Origin of the sequence: Streptomyces sp. NPDC051582 (assembly GCF_040681715.1) — a bacterium.
Classification (GTDB): Bacteria; Actinomycetota; Actinomycetes; order Streptomycetales; family Streptomycetaceae; genus Streptomyces.
In genome coordinates, this window is record NZ_JBFAZJ010000017.1 from 65,853 (window position 1) to 90,109 (window position 24,257).

The following is a 24,257-nucleotide window of genomic DNA, read 5'->3' on the forward strand; positions in this document are numbered from 1 at the left end:
GGTGAGGTCGTGGATGGCCGCCGCGCGAGCGGGCATACGCCGGGGATACGGCACGGAGAGCAAGCGAAAGGCCCCGCATGCGCAGCGTCGGCGTCGAGGAAGAACTGTTGCTGGTCGATCCGCGGACCGGCCGGCCGGCGGCCTCCGCCGGCGCCGTGCTGGCATCCGCCCTGCGCTCCGGCGGCCGGGCGGCCGGCGCCGGCGGAGAGATCCCGCTGGAGAAGGAACTCCACAAGGAACAGGTCGAGTGCGCGACCCGCCCGCTGACCCGGATGGACGAACTCCACCAGGAGATCCGCCGGTGGCGGGCCGAGGCCGCGCGCCACGCCGAAGCCGCCGGCGTCCTGGTGGCGGCGCTCGCCACCTGCCCGCTGCCGGTGGAGCCCTCGCTGAGCGTGGGGGAGCGCTACCAGTGGATCGCCCGCCAGTTCGGCCTGCCCGCCCAGGAGCAGCTGACCTGCGGCTGCCACGTGCACGTGGGGGTGGACTCCGACGAGGAGGGCGTGGCGGTGCTCGACCGGATCCGGCCCTGGCTGTCGGTCCTCACCGCACTGAGCGCGAACTCACCGTTCTGGCAGGGGGAGGACACCGCGTACGGCAGCTATCGCAGCAGGGTCTGGAACCGCTGGCCCTCGGCGGGCCCGGTGGACCTCTTCGGCACGCCCGAGCGCTACCACGAGCGGGTACGGGCCATGGTCGCCACCGGGGCCATCCGGGACGAGGGGATGATCTACTTCGACGCGCGGCTGGCAGCCTCCTATCCGACCGTGGAGATCCGCGTGGCCGACGTCTGCCTCGACGCGTCGACGGCCGTGCTGCTCGCGGCCCTGGTGCGCGGCCTCGTCGACACCGCGGCCCGTGACTGGCGCGCGGGCGAACCGTCTCCCGCGGTCGATACGAGCCTGCTGCGGCTCGCCGCCTGGCGGGCGGCCCGGTCCGGGCTCGACGGACCCCTGATCCACCCGGCCACCCTGCGCGAGGACTCCGCCGCGGCCGTGGTCCGGGGACTGTACGGCCATGTGCGCGAAGCCCTGGAGGACAACGGGGACGCCGGCTTCGTCAAGGAGGGCCTGGCCGGGCTGCAGGCCCGCGGCAACGGCGCCCGCGTGCAGCGCGAGCTGCTGCGCACGGACGGCGACCTGGCCTCCGTGGTGCTCCGGTGCGCCCGCCGCACCCTGGCGGACGAGACCGGTGCCGGGAGCGGCCCCGCCCCGTCCATCTGAGGTCCCGGGCCCCGGCCGGCTCAGCACAGGAAGGACAGCCGTACCGTGCGCCGGGGGTTGTCCCGGTTGGTGTCCACCAGCACCACCGACTGCCAGGTGCCGAGCGCCAGCTCGCCCCCCACCACCGGGAGGGTGGCGTGGGGCGGTACGAAGGCGGGCAGGACGTGGTCGCGACCGTGGCCGGGGGAGCCGTGCCGGTGCCGCCAGCGGTCGTCGGCGGGCAGCAGCGTGCGCAGGGCGTCCAGCAGGTCGTCGTCACTGCCCGCCCCCGTCTCGATGACGGCCAGCCCGGCCGTGGCGTGCGCAGTGAACACGTTGAGCAGCCCGTCCCGCCCCCTCGCGGCGTCCCGCAGGAACTCCGCGCACGCCGCGGTCAGATCGTGGACGGTCTCCGTGGAGCCCGTCGTCACATCGAGGGTCCGTGTGGTGAACGTGTCGGTCATGCACCCATCCTGACCGGGACGGGCCCGTACCGCGAAGGCGGGCCGATGCCGATAGGAACGGAATTCGGGGGTACACGCCGTTCGAGGCACCCGGCGGTCACCACCGCCGCGCCGATCCCCGACATCAGAACGAGGACATCATGATTCTCATCGGTCTCATCCTCCTGGTCATCGGATTCCTGACCGGGATCTCCATCCTCTGGACCCTCGGCGTCATCCTGCTGGTGGTGGGCGCGGTGCTGTGGATCCTGGGCTCCGTCGGGCACGCGGTCGGCGGTCGGCGCCACTATTGGTGACCGCACCCTGCGGTGCACACGGCACGGGCGGGTCCCTCACGGGGGCCCGCCCGCCCGCGTGCCTACCGGGCCCGTTCGGCGTTGAACTGGGCCCCGGTGAGCAGGGCCAGGTTGGCGATCCACAGCCAGACGAGGAAGACCACGATGCCGGCCAGCGAACCGTAAAGCCGGCCGTAGGTGTCCAGCTCCGTGTACAGCGTGAACAGCACCGAGGCGGCCAGCCAGAGCAGGGCGGCCAGTACGCCGCCGGGCAGGCCCCGGCGGGTGCCGCGGCTCCGGTCCGGCCCGGTCCGGAAGAGGATCAGCACCAGGAAGGTGACGGCCGCGAGCAGTACGGGCCAGCGCAGGAGCGCGATGGCCTCAGGCCCGCTCCCCCCGGTGGTCCGCGCCACCCAGCGGGCCGCCGGCCCGGACACGACCAGTACCGCGGCGGCGACGACGAGCAGGACCAGCAGCAGCGCCGCGTTGATGAGCAGCGTGTGGGCCGCGCGCAGCGGGGGCCGCCGGTCGGGCACCCCGTGCATCGCGTGCAGGGCACGGCGGAACACCGCCAGGTAACTGCACGCCGACCACAGGGCGCTCAGCACGCCGCTGATCAGCAGGGCCCACATCGACGACTGCTCCGCCGCGAGTCCGCCGAGGGCGTCGCGCAGCACCTGCGCCGACTGGGGCGGTGCGTACGAGGTGAGCTCGGTGATCAGCCGGTCCCGCGTGGCCCCGCCCAGCAGTCCCACGAGGGAGACCGCGATGACGAGCGCGGGCAGGAGCGCCAGGACGGCGTAGTAGGTGAGTGCGGCCGCGTGGTCGGCGAGGTTGTCGGTCCAGACGCGTACGGCCGTACGCCGCAGCTCGGCGCGGGTGCGCGCCGCGAGGGCGGCCGCGGGCGGGCCGCTTCGGCGGGATGAGGTGCGGGGGATGTCGGTCACGCTGCGCGGGTGCCCGAACCGGCCCCGCCGCATGCGCCGGGCCCGCGTGGCCGCGTACGGGGCGGCCCCGAGGGGCCGCTCCGCGCGGCCGCGTACCGGGCGGGCCGCCGGGTACACGCGCATGCATGACGTGGACTTACGCACGACGCAGGAGCGAGAAGCGGGCGGAACGACGCCGCCCGGCCCATCCGGTGGTCCGGGCCTCCGCCATGGTGACCGCCTTCGCAGGGACCGTGCTGTTCGGCGTGGTCCTGGCCCGGCTGACGCTGGAACCGTCCGCCGCCTCGGTGGCCCTCGTGCACGCCAACGTCCGGCCCGGCAGCTCCATCAGCGCCTACCTGGACGGGACGTCGACGACCGAGGCGGTGCGCCAGCTCGGCGGGAACGTGGTGCTCGGCCTGCCGTTCGGCGTGCTCCTGCCCGTCCTGCTGCCCCCGGCGCGGGGGCTGCTGCGGGTCGGGGCCGTGACGGTCTGCCTGATGACCCTGGTGGAGCTGATCCAGGGCGCCCTCGTCACGGGGCGCGTCTTCGACATCGACGACGTCATCCTCAACACGGCCGGCGCCCTCCTCGGATACCTGCTGATCGGCCGCCAGCTCGGGCGGGCCGTCCACCCGCGCCGCCGCCACTGGTGGACCCGACGGCCCGCCGAACCGGTGACACCCGACTCGTGACTCGTGAGTACTGCACACCCCATCGATGACAGACGTGACTGTCGCCGCCTGCTCCGGACATGACACCTTCGGGTCTGCCGCCGAACGAGGGAGCAGGTGTGAACAAGGGGTACGCCGCCTTCTGCGACGCCGACCGATGGTTCTACGACGCGCCGTACCGGCGCGCCGGCGAGAGCTACCCGGCCGCGCTCGCCCCCGTCCCGTCGGGGTGGCGCTCGCACCGCAGCGGCGACTGGCTCGCCCTGCGCCCCGCCGACGCCGAACTGCCCGCCCAGGGCTGGAAGATCCACGTCTCGGCCACGCTCGACAACGCCGAATCGCTGCTGACGACGGTGTACGAGTACTGCACCGCACGGCGCATCGCCTTCAAGTTCATACCGAGCCGGTACCTGCTGCACCTGCGCAACGCCAAGTACGCCGACCGCGCGGCGAGCGGCAAGTTCATCACCGTGTACCCGGCCGACGAGCAGCAGTGCCGCCGCATCGCGGAGGACCTCGACGCCGCGCTGGCCGGGGCTGCGGGCCCGTACATCCTCAGCGACCTGCGCTGGGGCGCCGGACCGGTCCACCTGCGCTACGGCAGCTTCACCCTGCGGCACTGCTACGACGAGCACGGCGAGCTGGTCCCGGCGATCGAGACCCCCGACGGGCGCCTCGTACCGGACCCGCGCGGACCGGTGTTCCAGCCGCCCGAGTGGCTCGAACTGCCCGCCTTCCTGGAGCCGCACCTCGCGGCGCGCTCCGCGACCACCCTCACCGACATCCCCTTCACGGTGGAGCGGGCGCTGCACTTCTCCAACGGCGGCGGCGTCTACGTCGGCAAGGACAGCCGCACCGGCGAGTCCGTGGTGCTCAAGGAGGCCCGCCCGTACGCCGGGCTCGCCGCCGACGGCGCCGACGCGGTGACCAGGCTGCACCGTGAACAGGCCGCGCTGGAAAGGCTGTCGGGCCTGGACTGCGTGCCCGCGGTACGGGGCACGTTCACGGTGGGAGACCACCACTTCCTGGTGCTGCAACACCTCGAAGGCAAACCGCTCAATACCTACTTCGCACGGCGCCACCCGCTGATCGAGGCCGACCCCGACCCGGTGGAGCTCGCCGCGTACACCGAGTGGGCCCTGAAGATCCACCGCCGCGTCACGGAGGCCGTCGAAGCCGTGCACGCCCGCGGCGTGGTCTTCAACGACCTCCACCTCTTCAACATCATGGTCGCGCAGGACGAGAGCGGCGAACCGTCCGTCGCCCTGCTGGACTTCGAGGCCGCCGCGCACGTCGACGAGGGACTGCGCCAGACCGTGGCCAACCCGGCCTTCGTCGCCCCCGCCGAGCGGCGCGGGTTCTCCGTCGACCGCTACGCCCTCGCCTGTCTGCGGCTCGCCCTGTTCCTCCCGCTGACCAGCCTGCTCGTCCTGGACCGGGCCAAGGCCGCCCATCTGGCGGCCGTCATCGCCGAGCAGTTCCCCGTACCGAGGCGGTTCCTCGACGAGGCCGTCGAGGAGATCCTGTCCGGCGCCCCGCAGGGCGCACCGGGCGGCCGCATGCCCGCGCCGCCCGGCCCGTACCTGCCCGTCGAGCCGGGGGACTGGCCGGCCGCCCGCACGTCGATGACCGCGGCGATCCGCGCGAGCGCCACCCCGGAGCGCGAGGACCGCTTCGTGCCGGGCGACATCGCCCAGTTCGCGGCCGCCGGCGGAGGCACCGGTTTCGGCCACGGGATCGCGGGAGTGCTCCACGCCCTCGCCGAGACCGGCGCCGGCCCCTGGCCCGAAGCCGAGGAATGGCTGCTGGAGCGGACCGGGGAACCGGCCTCCGGCACCCCGCTCGGTTTCTACGACGGCCTCGCCGGCACGGCCTGGACCCTGAACCGGCTCGGACACGCGGACCGCGCCCTCGCTCTCGCCGAGCGGCTGCTGCACCAGCCCTGGCAGAGCGCGGGTCCGGACCTGCACGGCGGACTCGCCGGCATCGGCCTGGCGCTGGACGCACTCGGCACCGCGAGCGGCGAGGGAGAGCTGCACACCGCGGCCCTGCGCTGCGCCGAACTCCTCGGCCGGCCCGAACAGCGCCCCGCCCGCGCCGGACTGATGTACGGGAACACCGGCCCCGCCCTGCTCTTCCTGCGGCTGTACGAACGCACCGGCGACAAGGAGCTGCTGCTCCAGTCCGCCCGGGCGCTCCACCGCGACCTCGACCGCTGCGTCACCAGCGCGTACGGCACCCTCCAGGTGAACGAGGGCTGGCGCACGATGCCGTACCTCGGCGAGGGAAGCGTCGGCATCGGCATGGTCCTCGACGACTGGCTGGAGCACGCTCCCGACGAGCGGTTCGAACGGGCCCGGCGCGAGATCGTACGGGCGGCGCAGGCTACCTTCTACGCCCAGCCCGGACTGCTGCGCGGCGCCGCCGGGATGATCCTCCACCTGGCCCGGACCACCACCCCCGGCCCGGGAACGGGCCCCGAGGACATCTCCCGCCAGATCGACGCGCTGGCCCGGCACGCCGTGCCGTACCAGGGACATCTGGCCTTCCCCGGCGAGCAGATGATGCGCCTGTCCATGGACCTCGCCACGGGCACCGCCGGCGCTCTCCTCGCCCTCGGCAGCGCCGCGCCCGGCGGGCGCGCGCACCTGCCGTTCCTCCCGCCGCTGCGACACACCGCGGCGGCCCCAGAGCCGGCCCCGTCCGGGGCCGTGACCCATCGCACCACTCGACAGAAGAGGAATCTGACATGACGCTTCTCGACCTGCAGTCGATGGAGACCCCCAAGGAAGAGGTCACCGAGCTGCACGGCGGCGGTGGCGGTGGCGGCAGCCGGGCCAGCCTGCTGCTCTGCGGCGACAGCAGCCTGAGCATCACGACCTGTAACTGACACGGGTCACCTCGGGCCCGGGCGGTTCGCCGCCCGGGCCCGCACCACGTACCCCGCGACTGGAGGCATCCGCCGATGAGCTCCCCCGACGCGGAGGCCGGTACGGCGCAGGCGGCGGCCGAGGCGCGCACCGCCGACCGGGCTCTCGCGACGGCGGCCCGGCACAGCGCCGGGCGCACCGCCGCCGTACTCGGATGCACGCTGGGGGCCGCCGCGGCGGCGCTCGCCGAACCCGCCGTCCTCGGCCACTGTCTCGACCTGCTGCTGCGCCGCGCCCCGTCGGGCCCTGCCTGGACCCTGCTGTGCGCCGCGGTCATCGCGGCCGAAGTGGTGCTGGACGCGGCCGCCGCCCGGCTGACCGGCGAGGTCGACGGCCGCTCCACCGCCCGCCTGCGCAGGCTCGCCCTCGCCGGGCTGCTGCGGACGGCCCCGCACCACGCGGCCCGCCACGCACCCGGCGAGACCGCCGCGCGGCTGACCGCGCACGCCACCGAGGCCGGCAAGGTCCCGGCCGCCGTCGCGCACGCCGCCGCCGCGCTGCTGCCGCCGCTCGGCGCGGTCACCGCCCTCTTCCTGATCGACGTGTGGACGGCGCTCGCCTTCCTCGCCGGAGTTCCGTTCCTGGTGCTCCTGCTGCGGGCCTTCGCCCGCGACACCCACACCAGCATCGCCCGCTACCAGCAGGTCCAGCTGGAGACCGCCGGCCGGCTGACCGAGGCGCTGGCCGGGGCCCGTACGATCGCCGCCGCCGGCACCGCGGAGCGCGAACGCGCCCGGATCCTGGCCCGGTTGCCCGAGCTGGGCACCGAGGGCCGGCGGATGTGGCAGGTCTACGGCGGCACCACGGCGCGCTCGGCCACCCTCATGCCGCTGCTCCTGTACGCGGTCCTCGCCGTCGGCGGCATCCGCCTGTCGGCCGGGGCCATCGGGGTCGGCGAACTCCTCGCCGCCGTACGGTACGCGGGTCTCGCGGCCGGCATCGGCGCCGTCACCGGCGGCCTCGCGGCCGTGGTCCGGGGCCGGTCCGCGGCCCGCCGGACCGCCGCCCTCCTGGCCCTGCCCGCACTCGGCCACGGACGGGCGCGACTGCCCGAAGGCGGCCCCGGCACCCTGGAACTGCGGGGCGTGCGGGTCGTGCGCGGTGGTGCGACGGTCCTGCACGACATCAGCCTGGTGATCCCCGGAGGCGCCACGGTGGCCGTGGTGGGCCGCTCGGGGGCGGGCAAGACGCTGTTCGCCGCCGTGGCCGGGCGGCTCACCGACCCCGACGCGGGCCGGGTGGTGCTGGACGGGGTGCCCCTGCCGGAGCTGGCCGCCGGGGCGCTGCGCCGCGAGGTCGGGTACGCCTTCGACCGGCCGGTGCTGCTCGGGGACACGGTCGGCGAGGCGATCGCCTTCGGCGCCGGTCCGGATCCCGGCCCGGAAGAGGTGCGCGCCGCGGCCCGTGCCGCCGGAGCGGATCCGTTCGTACAGCGCCTGCCGCACGGGTACGGAACCCGCCTCGCCGATGCCCCCATGTCGGGCGGGGAGGTCCAACGTCTGGGACTGGCGCGGGCGTTCGCGCACGCGGGCCGGCTCCTCGTACTGGACGACGCCACCTCCAGCCTCGACACCGTCACGGCCCGGGAGGTGGAGCGGGCCCTCGCCCGCGAGGTCCGGCCCGGCACCCGGATCGTGGTCGCGCACCGCCTCTCGTCCGCCGCCCGCGCCGATCTCGTCGTCTGGCTGGAGGGTGGGCGGGTACGGGCGACCGGACCCCACGCCGAGCTGTGGCGGCACGAGCCCGCCTACCGGGCGGTGTTCGCCGACGGAACGGAACGGCAGGACACGGAGCGGGAGGCCGCGCGATGACCGGGGGAGGGGTCCGGGGCCGCGTGGCCCCCGAGGGCCGGCGGTTCCTGCGCGGCCACAAGCGGGCCCTGGGGCGGCTGGCCGGATGGTCGCTCCTGGAGTCCGCGCACACCTTCCTGGGCGGCTACGGGGTGGCCCGCGCCCTCGACGACGGCTTCCTCGCCGGCCGCACCGCCGCCGGTCTCGGCTGGCTGGCCGCGGCCGGAGCCGGAGCACTGCTCGGCGGATGGGCTCTGCGCGGCGTGTTCGCCGGGCTCGCGGACCTGGTGGAGCCGCTGCGGGACGGCCTGGTCCGGCGGGCGGTGCGGCAGGCGCTGGACCGGGCGGTCGCCGACCCGGCGGGCTCCGGCGACACCGGCGCCGTGTCCCGGCTGACCCAGCAGACGGAAATGGCCCGGGACTCCTTCGCGGGGCTGGTCCTGACGGCGCGTTCGTTCGTGTTCACCGCCGTGGGCGCCTTCCTCGGGATGGCCGCCCTCGCGCCCGTGCTGCTGCTGGTCGTGCTGCCGCCCCTGCTGCTGGGCGTGGCCGCCTTCCTGGCCACGCTGCGCCCCCTGGCCGCCGTACAGCGCAGGTCCCTCGACACCGACGAGGCGCTGGCCGACCGGGTGGGGACGCTGGCCGAGGGACTGCGCGACATCGCCGCCTGCGGGGGGCAGGCCCCCGCGGAAGCCCGGGTGGAGCCCCTGATCGCGGCCCAGGAACGGCTGGCGCGCACCCTCGCGGGCTGGGCGGCCCTGCGGACCCTGGCCCTGGGCACGGCGGGCCGGCTGCCGGTGATCGCGCTCCTCGCGGCGACGCCCTGGCTGCTGGGCCGCGGGATCACCGCCGGTACGCTGGCCGGCGGGCTCACGTACCTGGTGCAGTCCCTGCTGCCCGCTCTCAACTCCCTGATGACCGCCATGGGTTCCGCCGGGACCCGGCTGCTCGTGGTCCTCGAACGCTTCAGCGCGCCGGTGGTGGCGGACCCGGCCGGTCACGGCCCCGTGGAGCCGGACCGACCCCCGCCGAGCCCCTCGCTGACCGGAGCCGCGGCCGAGCTCCGCGGCGTCACCTTCGCCTACGGCCCCGGTGCGGCTCCCGTACTCGACGACCTCGACCTGGTGGTGCGCCCGGGGGAGCACCTCGCGGTGGTCGGACCGAGCGGCATCGGCAAGTCCACGCTCACCGCCCTGCTCGCCGGAATGCTGTCACCCGACGCGGGAGCGGTCCTCGTCGCCGGAGCGGCCGCCCGCCGGGAGCCGGGGGAGGGCGCCGGCGGGCCCGATCCGCGGCGGACCCTGCTGCCGCAGCAGGCCTACGTCTTCACCGGCACGGTACGGGAGAACCTGACCCACCTCGCCGCGGCCCCGGGCGCCCCCGGGCCCGGCGAGGCCGAAGTGCGGCGCGCCGTCCGCGCCCTCGGGCTGGAGGACCTGGTGGCACGGCTCGGCGGCCTGGACGGCGAAGTGTCCCCCCGGCTGCTGTCCCGGGGCGAGAGCCAGCAGCTCGCGCTCGGCGCCGCCTACCTCTCGCCCGCTCCGCTGCTGCTGCTCGACGAGGCCACCTGCCACCTGGACCCGGCCGCCGAGGAGCGTGCCGAACGGGCCCTCGCGGACCGCGGCGGCACCCTCGTGGTCGTGGCCCACCGCGTCTCCTCCGCGGCCCGCGCCGACCGGGTCCTCGTGCTCGACGGGACCCGCGCCGTCTGCGGCACCCATGAGGAACTCCCCGCCAGGTCAGCCTTGTACCGCGATCTGGTGGGGAGATGGAACGAGGAGGCGTCTTGCCGGTGAGGCCGGATCAGACCCAGCCGGCCCGGCGGGATATCCGGATCGCGTCGATGAGATTGCGCGCCCCGGTCTTGCGCGTCGCCGCGGCCATGTAGTTGCGCACCGTCCCGCTCGCCAGGTGCAGCGTACGGGCGATCTCGGCGATCGAATCGCCCTCCGCGGCCCGGGTCAGCACGCTGAGCTCCCGCGGGCTCAGCGGCACGGGGTCGGCCTCCATGAACGCGGAGGCCAGCGAGGCGTCGATGAACCGTTCCCCCGCGGCGACCTTTCGGACGGCCCGTACGAGCCGCCCCGGCGAGCCGTCCTTGTCGACGTAGCCGCGCGCCTCGGCGCGGAACGCGCGGTGCAGCAGCCCGGGTGCGCCGGTCGAGGACGCGAGCACCAGGACCGGGGACGGGGGCGCGAGGACCTGGTGGTCCACGCGCTTGTCGGCGGAGAGGACGGCCGTCGTTCCCGGACAGTCGAGGTCGACGACCGTCACGTCTGGTCGTAAGGACTCGGCCTGGCGGGCCGCGGCCCGCCAGGCCGCCGACGTGACTTCGAACGGCCCTTCGGATCTCAGAAGGGCGGCCAGTGCCGACCTGACCAGGCTGACGCTGTGCAGGACGAGGACCTTCGTCATCGTGTGCGCTCCTCGGTAGACGTACCAACGGCACCACGGGTGCCCCCATTCAGGGCTGATGGAACGTCACTGCGGGGGGCGTGCAGGGGCGTACGGGCAAGTTGGCCGAGATGCCACGGTTTCCCGTGTCAGACCTCGCGCCATCGGGCCATCGCCCACGAGAACGCCCCGAAGAGCATCAGCCCGACGGCGACCGCGACCAGGAGCCACGGCCCCGCCGCGGTCCCGGCGAACGACCTCAGGGTGTCGTCGACGCCCTTCGCCTGCCCCGGGTCGTAGCGCACGGCGGCGTACACGACGAAGGCCCCGGCCGCCGCGAACACGGCGCCCCGGGCCAGGCCGCCGCCCACCCCGAGGAAATCGACGCACGCCTGCCCCCAGCCGGGCACCCCGCCCATCGCGAGGTGCTTGCGGAAGGTGCGCCGCGCCGCCTGCACCGCGATGACCACGCCCGCCACGGCGATCCCGAGGCCCGCCGCGCCCACCAGCCACTGCCCGGCGGGCAGCTCCAGGGCCCTGGCCGTCACATCGCGGGACTGCTGGTCCCCGGAGCGTCCGCCGGCGCCCGCCGCGAACGACAGGACGGAGAAGGCGGCCGTGGCGTAGAAGACCGCGCGGCCGGCCGAGGCCAGCCGCTTCGGCGGCTTGCCACCGTCGGGCCCGGCCGCGCCGAACACCGACTCCGACAGCCGCCACAGCATCATGCAGACGAGCCCCACGCCGACGGCCCAGACCAGGACGCCGCCGAAGGGCTTGCCGACCAGCTCCCGGAGGGCGCCCTCGCGGTCGGCCTCCTGGCCCCCGGCGTCGCCGAAGGCCACGCGCAGGGCCAGCAGCCCGACCAGTGCGTACAGCACCCCGCGCGCCAGCAGACCGCAACGGGCCGTGACCTCACGGAACCCGCCGCCGCGGGACGCCGCCCTGACTCCCTTGCCCGCACCCCCGTGTCTCATGGCGCTCAGACCTCGCCCCGCCAGGCGCCCGTCTCGATCCCGCGCGACTCGATGAACGTCTTGAACCGCTTCAGATCGCCGGCCACCTGGCGTTTGACGAAGCCCAGCTTGTCGGCGGCCGTCTCGGCCAGGCCGTCGGGCACCCAGTTCATGTGCAGGACGACCTTGGTGGTGGTCGCGTCGATCGGCTGGAAAGTGACCAGGCCGGCCTGGCGCGCCTCACCGTCCACCGTCATCCACGCGACGCGCCGGTCCGGGAGCTGCTCGGTGATCTGCGCGTCGAACTCGCGCTGCACACCGTTGACGTTCGTGACCCAGTGGGTCAGCGTGTCCGTGCGCTGGTAGATGCGCTCGACCCCTTCCATGAAGACGGGGAAGTCCTCGAACTGCGTCCACTGGTTGTACGCGGTTCGTACGGGGACGTTGACCTCGACGTACTCCTCGACGTGTGACACGTGCACCCCTTCCGTGGCGTCGGCGGCCCGGCACCGGGCGGTACCGGTCGCCGCCTCCAGACCGTTCACGGCCCGGCTACCCGCCCCCGGTCGCGCCATGCGCAGGCCGCCGCGGTCACGGGACGAGGGGGCCGCGCCGCAGGTTCCGTGTGTCGCCCCTCCTCGTCCGGGCATGCGCGGGGGAAGTCCATGCCGCCTACACCCGTCGAGGAGACATGAACCACGCCCTGCGTTTGCTGATCGTCCTCGGAGGCTCGGTCCTCCTCACCGCCGCGGCCGGGTGGGCCGCCGACCTGGTGCTGCGCCGAGCCGACGCACGCCACCCGGAAACGCCCCTGTGGAACTCGCTGCGCCGCTGCCGCCGGGCCCTGCAGATCGTGCTGTTCGCCGCCCTGCTCAGGGGGGCCTACCGGCAGACAGCCTGGCGGCCGCTGCGGGAGCACGAGGCGGCCGTCGGCCGGGTCCTCTCGCTCGCGCTGATCGGCGCCGGCGCCTGGCTGATCGTGGTCGTGGCCTCGGCCGCCGTGGAGTCCGGCTACGCGCGCTACGCGGCCGGCACCCGCGACCCCGCCAGGCTCCGCCGGGTCCGTACCCAGGTCACCCTGATCACGCGGGTCCTGACCGCCGTCGTCGCCGTCGTCGCGGCCGCGGCGATGCTCCTGACCTTCCCCAGCTTCCGCGCGCTCGGCACGTCCGTGCTCGCCTCCGCCGGCATCATCGGCATCGTGGCCGGCGTCGCCGCCCAGTCCACCCTCGGAAACCTGTTCGCAGGGTTCCAGATCGCCTTCGGCGACATGGTGCGCATCGGCGACACGGTCGTGGTCGCCGGAGAGTGGGGAGTGGTGGAGGAGATCACCCTCACCTTCCTCGCCGTACGGACCTGGGACGAGCGCCGCCTCACCATGCCCGTCTCGTACTTCACCACCCGCCCGTTCGAGAACTGGTCCCGCGGCGGCGTCCAGATGACCGGCACGGTCTTCCTCCACTGCGACCACAGCGCACCCGTGGACCTCATACGCGACAAGGTCCACGAGATCCTGCACCAGTGCCCGCAGTGGGACGGCCGCGGCTGGGACGTCGCCGTCACGGAGACGACCCCCTCCACCATGGTCGTCCGCGCGATCGTCACGGCCAAGGACGCCGACGACCTGTGGACGGTGCGCTGCGCCGTACGGGAACAGCTGGTCGCCTGGCTCTCGGAGAAGCACCCGGGCGCCCTGCCCCGCCTGCTCGTGGCGCCGTCGCCGGAGGGCGGGGCGGGGCCCACCCCTCATCCGTAGGAGACCGTCACCTCACGGAAGCCGAGGGAACGGAGCAGCCCTTCCAGCATCGCCGTGGTGTTCTTCTCGGCGCGCGCGGCGAGACCGCTGTCGCGGGCGGCCTCGTTGACGTGCTGCGCGGCCAGTTTCTGCACGGCCTGCTCGCCGGCCGGGTTGTCGGAGAACAGATCGCCGATCCGGTCGAGCAGGCCCCGCTGCTTGGACACCGCGTACGAGCGGTCCGGGTCGAGGGCGGCCGAGCCGAGCACCGCGTGCGGCAGCCGGAGCGAGGCCTTGGTGCGGTCGTCGTTCACGGAGACGTTCCGCTCGCCCAGCCCGCCCAGCTCCACGTAGCCGCCGACCGTGCCGGCCCCCACGTACAGGGTGCGCGTGCCGCGGATGGCGTCCGGCAGGAACGCCGCGTCCTTCTCCAGGTCCACGACCACCTGGAAGTTGCCGACGGCGGCCTCGTAACGGTCCATGTCCTGGATGGACTTGAGCAGAGCCGGGCCGGAGCGGTCCCGGGTCTCCTCGCCGAAGAGGGCGCCTAATCCCGGGACCGGGCCGAAGCGCGCCACGAGCGCGATCAGCACCGCGACCACCACCGCTGCGGCGGCGATCCGTCCCCACCACGGGCGCCGCGAGCCGCCCGGCCGATCCGAAGAGGTTTCCATGCTCCGCGCATACCCCGTGGACGCCCGGACAGCCCGGAAGCGGGAGGGCCTACCGGTGGCGGGCCAGGGTGCGGACGAGGACGAGGAGGGCGAAGGCGATGACGATCAGGTGGACCCAGGCCGGGCCGGGCGCCGGGGTCAGGGCCAGGGAAGTGAGTGCGTTCGATGTCATACCGTGCGCTTGCCCCGGTCTCCCGGAACGACGCTCCTCACGCGCACACGGGACCGGTGGCCGACCGGGTCACCGGCCGGTGGGCCTGCCCGAGGTCAGCCGCGATGCCTCGATCTCGATCCAGACGGCCTTGCCGTTCTCGTGGGTGTGGGTGCCCCAGCGATCGGAGAGGCGCTGCACGATGTAGAGGCCGTGTCCGCCCGGCACCCCGCGCTGCGGAGACGGGTGGCGGTGGGGGAGCGCCGTCGAGCCGTCGAAGACCTCGATCCGCAGGACGTCGCCGGCGCAGACCACGAGCTCGACGCAGCCACCGGCGTGCAGGGAGGCGTTGGTCAGCAGCTCGGATACGAGGAGCAGGGCGTCCTCGGAGGTCTCGGTGCCGTCCCAGCCCCAGTCCCGCAAGGCCTGGCGGGTGAAGTCGCGGCCCTTCGCGACGTGGCCGCGGACGCCGGACAGGGCGAGGCGGCGGCGCTGCACCACGGCCGAAGGCCCGGCGGGCAGCGGATCGCCGGTTCCCGGTCCAATGGTTTCCACTGTGCTACCTCACCCCCGCCGTTGACGCTGGTCTCTCTGTCCGTCGGGACCCTTGTGGCCACGATCGACGCCTGCCCGGTCCCCCGAGCAGGCCCGTGACAGTTTAGGGGAACCGCCGGTCTCAGGAACATGCCATGTGCATCCTCAGCGTGAGGCCGCTCTCCGAGGAGCGGATCTCGACCAGGTCGCACAGCTGGTGGATCATCCACAGGCCGCGGCCCCCGTCGACCGATGCGAGGGAGGGGCGGCGGCGTCCGGCCAGCGGGTCGGTCAGACGGCCCGCGTCGCGGACCTCGGCCACGACCCCGCCACCGCCGGTCCGCCACAGCCGCAGCGATCCGCTCCCGCCACCATGGGCGAGGGAGTTCGCCGCGGCCTCGCTGACCGCGAGGACCAGATCACCGCGCCGGGCCGCGCCCAGGGGGGTGCCCAGGGCCCAGGCCTCGGCGTGGGCCCGTACCTCGCCCAGTTCCCCGAGGGCGTAGGCGAAGCGGGGCACGGCCCCGTCGGGTTCGGGCAGCGGGCCGTCCCAGTCGGCGCGGACCGCCGGGGCGTCCGCGTAATCCGGGCTGAGCAGGTCCTTCCCCTCCGCGATGACCGTGGGGTGGGTGCGCCTGGCGTCGGACACCACCGCGGCCGGCAGGCCCAGGACGTCGTACGGGCACAGGACGGTGGCCCGCCGGCCGGCGAAGGCGGTGTTGATGAGGGCCTCGTGACGGGTGGCCTCCAGCACCTCGGCCGGCGTGCGGCCGGGCCAGATCGGCTCGCCCACGATCCGGGCGGGCCGGCCCTCCTGCCGGCCGGCGAAGTCCTGCAGAGCGGCCAGGATGCGGCCGGGATTGCGGCCCAGTCGCGTCATGTCCGCCCAGGTGACCTCGGCCGCGCCGACGTCGAGGCTCTCGCGGAGGGCGTCCAGCCGCGGGCCGGGCACGGCCACGAGCACCGGCTCGTCGGCCGCGAGGGCGGTCCGTACGAACCCGCCCACTCCCGCCAGGTACTCCGCCTGGTCCCGGTAGAAGAGGGCGGGGTGGACGAAGTCCCCGGGGGAGGCGGGCGCAGAAGCGTCGTTCATCATGCTGCGACCTCCAGCGCGGCACATTCGTCCGGGAACAACTCCACTACCTTGCGGAGCGAGTACGGCGGGTGGTGGAGCACCAGGCGGCGCCCCTGACCCGTGACGGTGGCGTTCGCCCGCACCAGGGCGCCGACGGCGGCGGTGTCGAGGAAGGCCACCCCGGACAGGTCGAGGTGGACGACCGGGCCGGGGGTCCGGGTGACGACTCCGAGCGCCGCGGTCAGGATCGGCCGGGTGTCGAAGTCGCAGCTGCCCTGCAGCCGGGTGCCGGGACGGTCACCCAGCGGCCGGGCGGTGAGCGGCATGGCGCCGCCTACACCGAGAGCATTCCGGCGCGCAGCCGGGCGAGCGTGCGTGAGAGGAGGCGCGAGACCTGCATCTGAGAGATGCCCAGCTCGGCGCCGATCTCGGCCTGCGTCTTCTCCTGACCGAAGCGCAGTTGCAGGATCAGCCGATCGCGTTCGTCCAGCTGCTCCAGCAGCGGGGCGAGGGTGTGGAAGTCCTCGAAGAGCTCCATGGCGGGGTCGACGTCACCCAGACGGTCCGCCAGGGGCCGGGTCGCCCGGCTCGTCGAGCCCGCGGGCTCGTCTCCGTCGGCCCCGGCGGTGTCCAGGGAGCCGCTGGTGTAGCCGTTCGCGGCGACCAGCCCGTCGATGACCTCTTCCTCGGTCAGTTCGAGGTGCTGGGCGACCTCCTTGACCGTCGGGGCCCGCCCCAGGACGTCGGTCAGCGACTCCTGGGCCTTGGCGAGCTCCGTGCGCAGTTCCTGGAGCCGGCGCGGTACGTGCACGGCCCAGGTCGTGTCGCGGAAGTAGCGCTTGATCTCGCCCGTGATGTACGGGAGGGCGAGCGTGGAGAACTCGACCTCCCGCTCGGGGTCGTAGCGGTCGATGGCCTTGATGAGGCCGATGGTGCCCACCTGGATGATGTCCTCGATGTCCAGGCCCCCGCCCATCACCCGGGCGCGGAAGCGCCGCGCGGCGAACTGCACGAGCGAGAGGTTCATCTCGATCAGGGTGTTGCGGGCGTACTGGTAATCGCGCGTGCCCTCCTCCAGGGAGCGGAGCCTCCCGAAGAAGAGCCTGGAGAGCTCGCGTGCGTCGCCCGGCGCCATCTCCCGGGGGTTCCTCACCTCGGGCAGTGCCACGTCCCGCTGTGTGGCTCCCGCGATCCCGTCGGCGGGTACAGAGGGTGCGAACTGCACGTCTGATGAACGAATGGGGCTTACGGCGGTGGCCGAGCGAGACATGGTGGCCGTTCCCTCCCGATTGACTGACGGCTGCCCGGGCGCTCATGCCCAGACTTCTCGTTCTTACCCGCCCGGCGCGAAAACTTTCTGCTTCCGTACGATCCAGGGGAAGGCATACTCCCTTGCGGAGGCCGCACACGTGACGATCCGGGGAGGCGGACATGACCGGAGCAGGAGACGCGCACCGCGCAGGCGTGGTCGGGAAAAACTACCCGGCCGGGGCCGGATGGGTGGTGGCCGCGCAGGGAGAGCTCGACCAGGACACGCTGGCCCCTCTGGAGGAGGCCCTCGCCGCCGCCGCGGAGGGGCACCGGCTGGTGGTGCTGGACGTGGGATCGGTCACCTTCGGCGACTCGTCCTTCTTGAACCTGTTGCTGCGGGTGCACCATCTGACCGGCCTGCGGATCGCCGCTCCCGGGGAACAGCTGAGCCGGCTCTTCGCCCTGACGGGCGCCGATACCGTCCTGTCCCTGTACCCCAGCGTCGAAGACGCGCTCGGCGGTTCATGACGGGAGCGGCCCGCCCAGGCCCGCGGTCGGGCCGGCGTGGGGGCCGGTGTGGGGGTCGGCCCCGCCGTAGGGGCGGAAACAGGCCGTGATCGCCTTGCCGCCGTGGCACGCGTGGATGTCCCACGAGTCCGCCAGGGTGGTGACGATCCCCAGCCCCCGTCCGGAGGTGGCGCCGGCATCGGCTTCGGCGTCGGCCGGCCGCGCGGAGGGCAGCCGCGGGTCGGAGTCGGCGACGCTGACATGGAGGCACCGGCCGTCCCACGTGAGCACGAGGTGGGCGGTTCCGGCGGCGTGCAGGTGGGCGTTGGTGACGAGTTCGGAGACGCTGAGGAGGACGGAGTGCACCGTGTCCGCGGCCGAGTCGTCCCATGGCAGCGAGGCCAGGTGCCCGGCGGTCCACTGCCGCGCCGCCCGAACTCCCCTCGACACCGGAAACGAGCGTGCCCAGCCCACGACCTTGACCGACAACGCCCTCACCCCTTTTCGTCAGTTGTGTCCTTCGTCACCGATTCGTCTACCCGCCACCCGCCCCCGCACCCGTGACATCCCGCGGCAGTGTGCGGAAGTGTGCGGAAGCGCTGCTTCAGTGTGATCCGTCGTGCCATAAGGTCCTTCCGGTCGGCGTTAACCTTCGTCGACCGGTCGTTTGGCGAGGGGTTGACGGATGGCTGAGCGGACGAGCCCGGAGTCACTGAGCGGTTCGCCGGGTCCCGCGGACGGGACGGGGATCGGCGAAGCGGAGCTGCGCCGGCTGCTGGCCGGCCTGACCGCCGTGCGGGACGGGGATTTCCGTACCCGGCTGCCCGATACCTCCGACGGGCTGCTCGGTGAGATCGCCACGGTCTTCAACGGCATGGCCGACCAGTTGTCGCTGGTCACCTCCGAGGTGACGCGTGTGGCCCGCGAGGTGGGCACCGAGGGGACCCTGGGCGGCCAGGCCGACGTGCCCGGAGTCGACGGCGCCTGGCTGGACCTCACGGATTCGGTCAACTTCATGGCGGGAAACCTCACCGACCAGGTGCGCTCGATCGCCCAGGTCGCGACGGCCGTGGCCGAGGGCGACCTCTCGCAGAAGATCACCGTCACCGCGCGCGGGGAGATCCTGGAGCTGAAGGAGACCATCAACACGATGGTCGACCAGCTGTCCGCCTTCGCCGGGGAGGTCACCCGGGTGGCCCGCGAGGTGGGCACCGAGGGCCGGCTCGGCGGCCAGGCGGACGTCAAGGGCGTCTCCGGTACGTGGAAGGACCTCACGGAGTCGGTCAACGTCATGGCCGACAACCTGACCGCACAGGTCCGCTCGATCGCCCAGGTCACCACCGCGGTGGCCCAGGGGGACCTGACGCAGAAGATCCGGGTGGACGCGCGCGGGGAGATCCTGGAGCTGAAGGAGACCATCAACACGATGGTCGACCAGCTCTCCGCCTTCGCCGCCGAGGTCACGCGCGTCGCCCGCGAGGTGGGCAGTGAGGGCCGGCTCGGCGGGCAGGCCGAGGTGGAGGGCGTCTCCGGCACCTGGAAGCGCCTGACCCAGAACGTCAACGAACTGGCCGGGAACCTCACCCGCCAGGTACGGGCCATCGCCGAGGTCGCCAGCGCGGTCGCCGAGGGCGACCTGACCCGCTCGATCACCGTCGACGCCTCCGGCGAAGTCGCCGAACTCAAGGACAACATCAACTCGATGGTCGGCTCGCTGCGCGAGACCACCCGGGCCAACCAGGAACAGGACTGGCTCAAGTCCAACCTGGCCCGGATCTCGGGCCTGATGCAGGGCCACCGCGACCTGTCCGTCGTCGCCGCACTCGTCATGGACGAGCTGACCCCGCTCGTCGCGGCCCAGTACGGCGCCTTCTACCTCGCCGAGGACGGCCCCGGCACCACCGTACTCACCCTGGTCGGCTCCTACGGCCGCCCCGCCGGCACCGGCGAGGGCATCCGCTTCGCCCTCGGCGAGTCCCTGGTCGGACAGGCCGCGCGCAGCCACCGCATCATCGCCACGGACCAGGTACCCGGCGACTACGTCATCTCCTCGGGACTGGGCCGCACCACCCCGGGCAGTCTGATCATCCTGCCGATCGTGGTGGACGACCAGGTCCTCGGCGTCATCGAGCTCGCCTCCTTCACCGCCTTCACCCCCGTACACCGGGACTTCCTCGGCCAGCTGCTGGAGACCATCGGCGTCAACGTCAACACGATCGTCGCCAACGCCCGCACCGACGAGCTCCTCGGCGAATCCCAGCGGCTGACCGGCGAACTGCAGGCGCGTTCGGCGGAGCTCCAGGTACAGCAGGAGGAACTGCAGCGCTCCAACGCGGAACTGGAGGAGAAGGCGGCCCTCCTCGCCAGCCAGAACCGCGACATCGAGGCCAAGAACCTGGAGATCGAACAGGCGCGGCAGGAGCTGGAGGACAGGGCCCAGCAGCTGTCGCTGGCCTCCAAGTACAAGTCCGAGTTCCTCGCCAACATGAGTCACGAGCTGCGCACCCCGCTCAACAGCCTCCTGATCCTCGCCCAGCTGCTCGCCCAGAACCCCACCCGCAACCTCAGCCCGAAGCAGGTCGAGTACGCGGGCGTCATCCACTCGGCGGGGTCCGACCTGCTCCAGCTGATCAACGACATCCTCGACCTGTCGAAGGTCGAGGCCGGGAAGATGGACATCAACCCCGAGGCGGTGTCCCTGCCGCAGCTGCTGGAGTACGTCGACGCCACCTTCCGGCCGATGACCACCCAAAAGAGCCTCGACTTCACCGTCACCACCGCCCCCGACGCCCCGGACGCCCTGCACACCGACGACTCACGGCTGCGCCAGGTCCTGCGCAACCTGCTGTCCAACGCCGTCAAGTTCACCGAGCGCGGCGGCGTCGAGCTCCGGATCGAACCGGCCGCCGCGACCGAGGTCCCCGCCGGGGTCCCCGGCCGCGGGCCCGTGGTGGCCTTCCGGGTACGGGACACGGGCATCGGCATCCCCGAGCGGCAGCTGGCATCCGTCTTCGGTGCCTTCCAGCAGGCCGACGGCACCACCAGCCGCAAGTACGGCGGCACCGGCCTCGGCCTCTCCATCAGCCGCGAGATCGCCCAGTTGCTCGGCGGCGCCGTCACCGCGGAGAGCACCCCGGGGCAGGGCAGCACCTTCACCCTCTACCTGCCGGTCAGGTGGGCGGAGTACGACAGGGACCCGCTCCCCGAAGTGCCGTCGCCCGCCCCGAACGGCGCGGCCGGAGGCGCCGAAGCGGGTCACGCGGCCGCTCCGGCCGTCCCCGCGCAGCGGCAGTCCCGCCGTCTGCTGGTCATCGAGGAACGCCAGGGCGGCCTGCTGTCCCTCGTCGCCGAGAGCGCCGACCGGGACTTCGCCCCCCGCCACCGGCCGGCCGGGGAGACCGGGGGCATCCAGGTCGTCGGCGTCACCAGCTCGCGGGAGGCGGCGGCCGCCCTCGCCTCGGACTCCTTCCACTGCGTCGTCCTCGAACTCGACATGCCCGACGGCGAGGCCCTGCGCTTCCTCGACGCCCTCGACGGAGACCCGGCGCTCGCCTCCCTCCCCGTCCTCGCACACAACAACCCCCGCCTGAACACGGGCCAGGAGACGGCCCTGCGGGAACGGGCCGCCTCGCGCCGCCTGGAGCTGCTGTCCAGCCTGGACGAGCTGCGCGAACGCATCGTGCTGCACCTGACCGCGGACCAGCCGGGGGACGTACTGCCCTTCGTCCACGCGGGCGCGGAAGGAACGCAGGCACCCGCCCACGTGCTCGACGACGGCCTGGCCGGGCGCACCGTCCTCGTCGTCGACGACGACGCGCGCAACCTGTACGCCCTCAGCGGCGTGCTCGAACTGCACGGCATCCGTGTGCTCCACGCGGAGGACGGGCGCAAGGGCATCGAAACCCTCACCCGCAACCAGGGCGTCGACCTCATCCTGATGGACGTGATGATGCCGGAACTGGACGGGTACGCGGCGACCGCAGAGATCCGGCGGATGCCGGCCCACACCGGCCTCCCGATCATCGCGGTCACCGCCAAGGCGATGCCCGGCGACCGGGAGAAGAGCCTCGCCGCGGGGGCCAGTGACTACGTCACCAAGCCGGTCGACGCCGACGACCTCATCGCCCGCGTCCGGCACTGGCTCACGAGATGACCACCGCGCCGCAGACCAGGGACCGTCCGAGCAAGGAGCCGGAAACACCGTGAGCACCCCCGACACTCAGTGGCACGGCGATGCGCGGGCACCGGAAGCGCTCACCGCGGACCCCTGCCGCCCGACGATCCCGCACCAGGCCCCGACCCCCCTGGGACGCCTCGTCGCCACCGTCGAGCGCCTGCGCGGCGAGGTGCGGGCGGCGCACGCGGCGGCGGACGGCAGGGCCCTGGTCGAACTGGCCAAGGGCATCCTCATCGGACAGCTGAGCTGCACCCCCGCCGCGGCGGCGCGGCAACTGGAGGAACTGGCGCGCGAGACCGGGCTGTCCGCGCTCGACCTCGCCGCGGACATCGTCAACCAGGCCGCCCGCGACCACGTCAGCGAGGTCGCCGCCGAGTTCGTCGAACGCACCGGCACCCTCGGCCCGGCCGAGCCGTCCACCAGGGTGTCGGTCCGGCTGCGCACCGCCGAGAGCGGGATGCTGGCCGCCGCCGACGACACCCAGGCCATGGCCGAATCCCTCCTGACCAACGCCCTCAAACCCCTGGGAGCGGTCGCCGTGGCCATGTGGACCGCGGCGCCCGACGGCTCCCTGGCCCTCGCCGGGTACGCCGGCTTCCCGCCCGGTGAGGCCGCGCGCTGGCGCCACGTCCCCCCGGGGGTCTCCACCGTCGCCCGCCTCGCGCTGCGCGAGCGCCGCCTGGTCACCCTCGCCCGCCTGCAACGCGAAGGTCTGCCCTCGATCGCGCACCTGCACTGGCCCGACGGCGGCCGGATGGCCGTACCGGCCGGGACGGGCGGCCGCATCCACGGCGTCCTCGAAATCTGCTGGCCGCAACCGCTCGCGCCGCAGCCCCCGCAGATCGAGCGCCAGGTCGAGGCCCTCGCCGAACTCTGCGCCCGCGCCATGGACGCCTCGGCCCCGGGCGACCCCGACCTCCCCGAAGCGGTGCTCCCGGACGTCTCGGAACTGACCGACCTCGCCGAGGGACTGCACGATCCCGCCGTCATCCTCACCCCCGTGCTCGACCCCGGGGGACGGCTGAGCGACTTCCGCATCCGCCACGCCAGCAGCCGCTTCGTCGACCCCGCCGGGCGGCGGCGCGCCGACGTGAACGGCGCCCTGCTGCTGGAGGCCTATCCCATGGCCGCGGGCGAGAACGGGCTGTTCGACATCATCGAGCGCGTGCACGCCACCGGTGAGCCCTTCAGGGCCGAACGCATGAGCCTGACCGCGCTCGTCGACCAGATCCCCCTGACCTCGGTCGCGGACATCAGCGTCAGCCGGCACGGCGCCGCCGTCCTGCTGATCTGGCGGATCGAGGACGAGACGGCACGCCTGGCCGACCTCCTCCAGCACGCCCAGCGCCTGGGCCGGATCGGCGGCTTCGAGGAGAACCTCGTCACCGGCGAGATCACCTGGAACGCCCAGCTGTACGCGCTGCACGGCCTGCCGGTCGGCGCACCGCCCGTACCGCTGCGGGAACTGCCCGACTACACCCACCCCGACGACTCCGAGGCCCTGGGCCGCTTCCTGCGGGCCGTACTGCGCTACCGCCGCCCCGCCTCCGTCGACCTGCGCCTGCGCAGGTCCGACGGGATCACCCGGCACATCCGCGTCGTCGCCGAGCCCGTCCTCGACGCCGACCGGCGCCTGCACGCCGTACGCGGCGCCTACCAGGACATCTCCGCCCAGCACTGGACCGAGGTCGCCCTGGCCGCGACGCGGGACCAGCTCGCCCACACGGCGGCCGAGTCCGCCGAACGCAACCGCCTCGCCCTCCAGCTCCAGCACGCCATCATGCCCCCCACCCCGCCCGCCGTCGAAGCCCCGGGCCTGCGCGTGGCCGTCCGCTACCGGCCCGCGGAGTCCGAGTCGCTCGTCGGCGGCGACTGGTACGACACCGTCGTCCTGCCCTCCGGGCTGATCATGCTCTCCGTGGGAGACGTCGCCGGACACGGCATCGAGGCCGCCACCGGCATGGTCGTCCTGCGCAACGCCCTGCGCGGCCTGGCCGTGACCGGGGCGGGCCCCGCCCAACTGCTGTCGTGGCTCAACACGGTCACCCACCACCTGGCGAAGTACGTGACGGCCACCGCCGTCTGCGGGATCTTCGACCCCCGTACCCGGGTGATGCGCTGGGCGCGCGCCGGGCACCTGCCGCCCGTGCTCGTCCGCGGCGGCGAGCCCGAGGCCTTCCCGCTCATCGAGGGCCTGCTCCTCGGAGCGATGCCCGACGTCACGTACGTCGAACGGGAGGTCCGGCTGGAACCGGACGACACGCTGCTGATGTTCACGGACGGGCTGGTGGAGAGGCGGGACTCCGCGGTGGAGGAGTCCCTGGCCCACCTGGTGGGCGCGGCGGCGAGCGGGGCCGGCGACCTGGACCACCGGTTGGACCGCCTGCTCGCCGAGAGCCGCTCCGACACGGACGACGACACCTGCGTCATCGGGATCCAGGTCGGCTGACACCTCCGGCCGCCCGTGCCGGTGCCGCCCGTGCCGGTGCCGCTCGTGCCAGTGCCAGTGCCAGTGCCAGTGCCAGTGCCAGTGCCGGCGCCGGTG

23 protein-coding genes are annotated in these 24,257 nt (G+C 73.6%); 11 read left to right on the plus strand and 12 right to left on the minus strand.

The window, feature by feature from the left end; all coding sequences use genetic code 11:
- The first annotated feature begins 77 nt into the window (after nt 1-77).
- Nucleotides 78-1,223 carry a glutamate--cysteine ligase gene (locus AB0M92_RS22365; protein ID WP_366104025.1) on the plus strand — a complete coding sequence of 382 codons (1,146 nt, stop codon included), beginning with the start codon at nt 78-80 and terminating at the stop codon, nt 1,221-1,223.
- 20 nt (nt 1,224-1,243) lie between these two features.
- Here the strand turns inward: AB0M92_RS22365 and AB0M92_RS22370 are convergent, their stop codons facing one another.
- Nucleotides 1,244-1,666 (minus strand): YjbQ family protein, encoded by a 423-nt coding sequence (locus AB0M92_RS22370; RefSeq protein ID WP_366104027.1) that lies wholly within the window; start codon nt 1,664-1,666, stop codon nt 1,244-1,246.
- 140 nt (nt 1,667-1,806) lie between these two features.
- Between AB0M92_RS22370 and AB0M92_RS22375 the strand changes: the two genes are divergently transcribed.
- On the plus strand, nt 1,807-1,962 hold the full coding sequence (locus tag AB0M92_RS22375) for a DUF6131 family protein (protein WP_167352600.1): 156 nt from the start codon (nt 1,807-1,809) through the stop codon (nt 1,960-1,962).
- Nucleotides 1,963-2,024: 62 nt separating this feature from the next.
- Here AB0M92_RS22375 and AB0M92_RS22380 read toward each other — a convergent pair whose 3' ends face one another.
- Nucleotides 2,025-3,011 carry a YihY/virulence factor BrkB family protein gene (locus AB0M92_RS22380; protein ID WP_366104028.1) on the minus strand — a complete coding sequence of 329 codons (987 nt, stop codon included), beginning with the start codon at nt 3,009-3,011 and terminating at the stop codon, nt 2,025-2,027.
- 2 nt (nt 3,012-3,013) lie between these two features.
- Between AB0M92_RS22380 and AB0M92_RS22385 the strand changes: the two genes are divergently transcribed.
- From AB0M92_RS22385 to AB0M92_RS22405, 5 genes are all read left to right on the plus strand, one after another.
- Nucleotides 3,014-3,562 carry a VanZ family protein gene (locus tag AB0M92_RS22385; protein WP_366104029.1) on the plus strand — a complete coding sequence of 183 codons (549 nt, stop codon included), beginning with the start codon at nt 3,014-3,016 and terminating at the stop codon, nt 3,560-3,562.
- A gap of 98 nt (nt 3,563-3,660) precedes the next feature.
- Nucleotides 3,661-6,294: a class III lanthionine synthetase LanKC gene (gene lanKC, locus AB0M92_RS22390; RefSeq protein WP_366104030.1), complete on the plus strand. Its 2,634-nt coding sequence runs from the start codon at nt 3,661-3,663 to the stop codon at nt 6,292-6,294.
- Nucleotides 6,291-6,431 (plus strand): SapB/AmfS family lanthipeptide, encoded by a 141-nt coding sequence (locus AB0M92_RS22395; protein WP_366104031.1) that lies wholly within the window; start codon nt 6,291-6,293, stop codon nt 6,429-6,431. Before lanKC ends, AB0M92_RS22395 begins: the two co-directional genes overlap by 4 nt.
- 75 nt (nt 6,432-6,506) lie before the next feature.
- Entirely contained in the window at nt 6,507-8,282 is a 1,776-nt protein-coding gene (locus AB0M92_RS22400) for an ABC transporter ATP-binding protein (protein ID WP_366104032.1), read from the plus strand.
- Nucleotides 8,279-10,057, plus strand: a complete 1,779-nt coding sequence (locus AB0M92_RS22405) for an ABC transporter ATP-binding protein (protein ID WP_366104033.1) — start codon at nt 8,279-8,281, stop codon at nt 10,055-10,057. The genes AB0M92_RS22400 and AB0M92_RS22405 overlap by 4 nt, the downstream gene beginning before the upstream one ends.
- A gap of 7 nt (nt 10,058-10,064) precedes the next feature.
- Here the strand turns inward: AB0M92_RS22405 and AB0M92_RS22410 are convergent, their stop codons facing one another.
- The 3 genes from AB0M92_RS22410 to AB0M92_RS22420 all read right to left on the minus strand — a co-directional run bounded on the left by AB0M92_RS22410 (nt 10,065) and on the right by AB0M92_RS22420 (nt 12,084).
- Nucleotides 10,065-10,676 carry a response regulator transcription factor gene (locus AB0M92_RS22410; RefSeq protein WP_366104034.1) on the minus strand — a complete coding sequence of 204 codons (612 nt, stop codon included), beginning with the start codon at nt 10,674-10,676 and terminating at the stop codon, nt 10,065-10,067.
- Between the two features lie 128 nt (nt 10,677-10,804).
- Nucleotides 10,805-11,629, minus strand: a complete 825-nt coding sequence (locus AB0M92_RS22415) for a DUF1206 domain-containing protein (protein WP_366104035.1) — start codon at nt 11,627-11,629, stop codon at nt 10,805-10,807.
- A 5-nt stretch (nt 11,630-11,634) separates the two neighbouring features.
- On the minus strand, nt 11,635-12,084 hold the full coding sequence (locus AB0M92_RS22420; protein WP_366104131.1) for an SRPBCC family protein: 450 nt from the start codon (nt 12,082-12,084) through the stop codon (nt 11,635-11,637).
- Between the two features lie 215 nt (nt 12,085-12,299).
- Between AB0M92_RS22420 and AB0M92_RS22425 the strand changes: the two genes are divergently transcribed.
- The gene (locus AB0M92_RS22425; protein WP_366104036.1) at nt 12,300-13,364 is read left to right on the plus strand and encodes a mechanosensitive ion channel domain-containing protein; all 1,065 of its coding nucleotides are present in this window, start codon (nt 12,300-12,302) and stop codon (nt 13,362-13,364) included.
- On the opposite strand, the gene AB0M92_RS22430 is transcribed toward AB0M92_RS22425, so the two are convergent.
- From AB0M92_RS22430 to AB0M92_RS22455, 6 genes are all read right to left on the minus strand, one after another.
- Nucleotides 13,355-14,017 (minus strand): DUF4230 domain-containing protein, encoded by a 663-nt coding sequence (locus tag AB0M92_RS22430; RefSeq protein WP_366104037.1) that lies wholly within the window; start codon nt 14,015-14,017, stop codon nt 13,355-13,357. The two genes, AB0M92_RS22425 and AB0M92_RS22430, sit on opposite strands and share 10 nt — an antisense overlap.
- Nucleotides 14,018-14,066: 49 nt before the next feature.
- Nucleotides 14,067-14,189 carry a hypothetical protein gene (locus AB0M92_RS22435; protein WP_260145957.1) on the minus strand — a complete coding sequence of 41 codons (123 nt, stop codon included), beginning with the start codon at nt 14,187-14,189 and terminating at the stop codon, nt 14,067-14,069.
- A 69-nt stretch (nt 14,190-14,258) separates the two neighbouring features.
- Nucleotides 14,259-14,723: an ATP-binding protein gene (locus AB0M92_RS22440; protein WP_366104038.1), complete on the minus strand. Its 465-nt coding sequence runs from the start codon at nt 14,721-14,723 to the stop codon at nt 14,259-14,261.
- A gap of 121 nt (nt 14,724-14,844) precedes the next feature.
- Nucleotides 14,845-15,795, minus strand: a complete 951-nt coding sequence (locus AB0M92_RS22445) for a sensor histidine kinase (protein ID WP_366104039.1) — start codon at nt 15,793-15,795, stop codon at nt 14,845-14,847.
- Nucleotides 15,795-16,103 (minus strand): STAS domain-containing protein, encoded by a 309-nt coding sequence (locus tag AB0M92_RS22450; protein ID WP_366104040.1) that lies wholly within the window; start codon nt 16,101-16,103, stop codon nt 15,795-15,797. Before AB0M92_RS22450 ends, AB0M92_RS22445 begins: the two co-directional genes overlap by 1 nt.
- A gap of 8 nt (nt 16,104-16,111) precedes the next feature.
- On the minus strand, nt 16,112-16,912 hold the full coding sequence (locus tag AB0M92_RS22455) for a SigB/SigF/SigG family RNA polymerase sigma factor (protein WP_366104132.1): 801 nt from the start codon (nt 16,910-16,912) through the stop codon (nt 16,112-16,114).
- Nucleotides 16,913-17,208: 296 nt separating this feature from the next.
- On the opposite strand from AB0M92_RS22455, the gene AB0M92_RS22460 reads away from it, so the two are divergent.
- Complete coding sequence (locus tag AB0M92_RS22460) at nt 17,209-17,556, plus strand: STAS domain-containing protein (protein ID WP_366104041.1); 348 nt, start codon at nt 17,209-17,211, stop codon at nt 17,554-17,556.
- Here AB0M92_RS22460 and AB0M92_RS22465 read toward each other — a convergent pair.
- Entirely contained in the window at nt 17,551-18,033 is a 483-nt protein-coding gene (locus AB0M92_RS22465; RefSeq protein ID WP_366104042.1) for an ATP-binding protein, read from the minus strand. The two genes, AB0M92_RS22460 and AB0M92_RS22465, sit on opposite strands and share 6 nt — an antisense overlap.
- 187 nt (nt 18,034-18,220) lie before the next feature.
- Here AB0M92_RS22465 and AB0M92_RS22470 point away from each other — a divergent pair, with 187 nt between their 5' ends.
- Nucleotides 18,221-21,688 carry a HAMP domain-containing protein gene (locus AB0M92_RS22470; RefSeq protein ID WP_366104043.1) on the plus strand — a complete coding sequence of 1,156 codons (3,468 nt, stop codon included), beginning with the start codon at nt 18,221-18,223 and terminating at the stop codon, nt 21,686-21,688.
- A gap of 127 nt (nt 21,689-21,815) precedes the next feature.
- Nucleotides 21,816-24,161, plus strand: a complete 2,346-nt coding sequence (locus AB0M92_RS22475; RefSeq protein ID WP_366104133.1) for a SpoIIE family protein phosphatase — start codon at nt 21,816-21,818, stop codon at nt 24,159-24,161.
- Nucleotides 24,162-24,257 lie beyond the last annotated feature (96 nt).